This is a genomic window from Kitasatospora sp. NPDC059817, from assembly GCF_042731835.1.
GTDB lineage: Bacteria > Actinomycetota > Actinomycetes > Streptomycetales > Streptomycetaceae > Kitasatospora.
Genome location: NZ_JBHWIR010000200.1, coordinates 1 through 3,273 on the forward strand (window position 1 = coordinate 1; position 3,273 = coordinate 3,273).

Genomic DNA, 3,273 nt, shown 5'->3' on the forward strand with positions numbered 1-3,273 from the left:
GGCGCGCGCGCCCCCCCGCCGGGAGGGGGCCCTTGGGGGGGGTGGGCGCCAGCCGGGGGTGATTGCCGGTGTCGAGGTCGTAACCGACCGCCGCGACCGGTCCGCCGCCGTTCGCCGGGACGAACGTGGTGACCATCGTGCGGTTCTGGAAGAACACCTCGGGGGTGGCCGAGAACGTGCCGTGGGCGACGTCCAGCCGGCCGCCGTCGCCGACCACCGGGATCTCGGCGGCCGGGTCGCCGCCCGCGCCCCAGGCGAACACCCGGTCGTCCTCCGGCTTCTCGCCCGTGGTGAGGACGACGGACGGCTCGGCGGACAGCACGCTCACCGTCTTCGGCCGGTTGTTCAGGCCCCTCCACCAACTGACCTTGCCGTCCGCCGTGTTCAGCGCGACGGCCTGGTCGGCGGGGGTCGAGTCGGCGCAGGAGGAGGCGACCAGCACGGTCTTGCCGGTCACGCCGCCGGACAGGGTGCAGAACTTGCCCTGACCGGTGTACTGCCAGACGTCCTTGCCGTCCGCGGACTCCCAGGCGACCGCCCGGTCGTCGCCGACCGCGATCACCTTGTCCTCGGTGACGCCGATCCTCGCGCCGTACGCGCCCTTGGCGTCCGAGACGGTCTTCGTCCACGCGGTCTTGCCGGTCTTGGTGTCCACGGCGGCGACCAGCGTGCACGGGCTCTTCGGGTCGGCCTGGGCCCGGAACAGCACCGCGCCCAGCCCCGCCTGGTTGACCCCCGCCGACAGCCCGCACGGGACGGCCCCGGCCGCCGGTGGCTCGACCGACCAGACGGGCTTGCCGGCCGCGAGGTCGTAGGCCCGCACACCGGCGGCGTCGGCGCGGACCACCGCATCGGCCAGCAGCCAGCTGCCGACCAGCGTGTCGTCACCCGACGACCCGGACGCGGCGGGCTGGGCGGACCACACCTTGGTGTGCGCGACGGCGAAACCGGGCTCCCCGCCGCTGGTCGCGGCCGCGCTGCCGCCACCCTCGGCCCCGACCATCAGGCCGGCCGCGACCAGCACGCCCAGCGCGGCCACCCCGGCGCCGGTGCGCACCAGCAGGGTCCGCCGGCTGGGCACGTGCTCGCCGGTGAGCACCGCCCCGGCGGCGGCCCGGGCCCTGGCCGAGAGCGAAGAGCCCGCCTGCGAAGAACCCGCCCCCGGAGAGCCTGCCTTCGGGGAGCCCGCCTTCGAGGACCTGCCCCGACGGGCGGCAGCCCGCGACGGCGCGACGGGCGCGGCCTCGGGCGTCGTGCCCGGCACGGGCTCCGGCTCCGTGGACGGCTCGACCGGAACGGGCTCGGCGTCCTCGATGTGCACGTACCCGTCGGCCGAGTACTCCGCCCCCACCGGGACGTACAGCCCCTCCCCCGCAGGCTGCTCCTGGACGGCGTACGGCGCGTACTGCTGCTGCCCGTGGTCCGGGTGCGGGTGGTACGGCTGGTACTGCCCCTCGGCGTAACCGCCCTGGACGTAGCCGCCCTGGACGTACCCGGTCTGCCCGTACTGCGGGTCCTGCCCGTACGGCTGCGGGTACGGCAGGTCCTGCCCGTACCCGCCCTGCCCGTACGCCCCCTGGCCGTAGCCCGACGTCGTCTGCCAGTACTCCTGCTGCGGGTGGTCCTGCGGGGGCTCCTGCGGCTGCGGCTCCTGGTGCCCGCCGACCGGCCAGGCCTGCTGGCCCTGGGGGTACCACGGCTGCTGCTGGGCGTCTCCGAAGGGCTCCTGCGCCATCCGTTCCCGTCCCTCCCGAGCCGCCTGCCGATGCGGCAGTCAGCATCTCACGCCCGTTCGAGCGCGCCGCCCCGGCCTCGGGGGGTCGGGGAGGTCAGCCCGCGGACTCGGCGTTCAGCGCCTCGTCGATGCGGGCGGCCAGGGTGAAGTCCAGGCCGGTCAGCCCGCCCGCGCTGTGGGTGGAGAGGACGAAGCGCAGGGTGCGCCAGCGGATGTCGACGTCGGGGTGGTGGTCGAGCGCCTCGGCCTGTTCGGCGACGGCGACGACCACCCGGATCGCCGCCGGGAAGTCGGGGGCGTCGGCGGCGCGGACGATACTGTCGCCCTCCCTGGTCCACCGCGGCAGTGCGGCCAGGGCCGCCGTGATCTCGTCCTCGCTCAGCCGTGCCCTGCTGCTCATCGAAGCTCTTCCGTTCGTCGTCTCGCCGTCCGGTCAGGCGTGCACTGCGAGGAACATACCGAGCCGGGGCCCTGCGCACCGGACGACACAGCCGCTGCCGGACAGCCCCCGACGGGCGGCCCCCGCCAGGCGGCCCCCGACGCTGCTCAGCTCATCAGCTCAGCAGCAGTTTGGTGACCGCGACGAGGCCGACCACCACGATGATGCCGCGCAGCGCGGCCGGCGGCAGGCGGCGGCCGACCTTGGCGCCGAGCAGGCCGCCGACCAGCGAGCCCGCCGCGATCAGGCCGGCGGCCGCCCAGTTGACGGTGGAGGTGAACAGGAAGAACAGCGCGGCGACGCCGTTGACGACCATCGCCAGCGCGTTCTTCACGGCGTTGATCCGCTGCAGGTCCTCCTGGAGCAGCATGCCCATCAGCGCCAGCAGCAGGACGCCCTGCGCGGCGCCGAAGTAGCCGCCGTAGATGCCGGTGAGGAAGACGCCGACGAACAGCAGCAGGCCGCCGTCCGGGTCGACGTCGGGGCGGCGGCGGGCGGCGACCGCCTTGGCGACCCTGGGCTGGATCACCACCAGGACGAGGGCGAGCAGGATCAGTACCGGGACGATCGCGTCGAAGGCGCCCTTCGGCAGTCTGATCAGCAGCAGCGCACCGACCAGTCCGCCGAGCAGCGAGGCGGTGCCCAGGCGCAGCAGCCGGTGGCCCTGGCCGGCCAGCTCGCGGCGGTAGCCGATCACGCCGCTGAGCGAACCGGGCACCAGGCCGAAGGTGTTGGAGACGTTGGCGGTGACCGGCGGAATCCCGATGGCGAGCAGCACCGGGAACGTGATCAGCGTGCCGGAGCCGACGATCACGTTGATCATCCCGGCGCCGACGCCCGCCACCAGGACGGCGATGCCCTCCCAGAGCGTCATGGGTCACCTCTCCTCTCGGTCCTGTCCGGGGGGATCATGCCGGACGGCCCACCGGTCGGACCAGGGCCGCCCACGATTCGGGACGTACGCCACGACCGGCCACACGCCACGACCGCCACACGCCGGGGGGGGGGGGGCCGGGGGGGGGGGGGGGGGCGGCCGGGCCCGGGCTCGGGCGCACCGCCGCGGCTGGCGGGTGGTGTGGGTCGCGCACCGCCCCTCCGC

3 protein-coding genes are annotated in these 3,273 nt (G+C 74.9%); all 3 read right to left on the reverse strand.

The genetic code is table 11. From position 1 onward, the window contains the following. The coding region (locus ACFV61_RS30020) for a PQQ-binding-like beta-propeller repeat protein (protein WP_380495024.1) at positions 1-1,735 on the reverse strand (1,735 nt) is incomplete at its 3' end. Between the two features lie 94 nt (positions 1,736-1,829). Next, positions 1,830-2,135 carry a 4a-hydroxytetrahydrobiopterin dehydratase gene (locus tag ACFV61_RS30025; RefSeq protein WP_350887574.1) on the reverse strand — a complete coding sequence of 102 codons (306 nt, stop codon included), beginning with the start codon at positions 2,133-2,135 and terminating at the stop codon, positions 1,830-1,832. A gap of 154 nt (positions 2,136-2,289) precedes the next feature. Next, complete coding sequence (locus ACFV61_RS30030; protein WP_380430275.1) at positions 2,290-3,048, reverse strand: sulfite exporter TauE/SafE family protein; 759 nt, start codon at positions 3,046-3,048, stop codon at positions 2,290-2,292. Positions 3,049-3,273: the final 225 nt, after the last annotated feature.

What these genes read in the sequence shown, in the direction of transcription:
- ACFV61_RS30030 (WP_380430275.1), bottom strand. Translation starts at nt 3,048, where the DNA reads ATGACGCTCTGGGAGGGCATCGCCGTCCTGGTGGCGGGCGTCGGCGCC.
- ACFV61_RS30025 (WP_350887574.1), bottom strand. Translation starts at nt 2,135, where the DNA reads ATGAGCAGCAGGGCACGGCTGAGCGAGGACGAGATCACGGCGGCCCTG.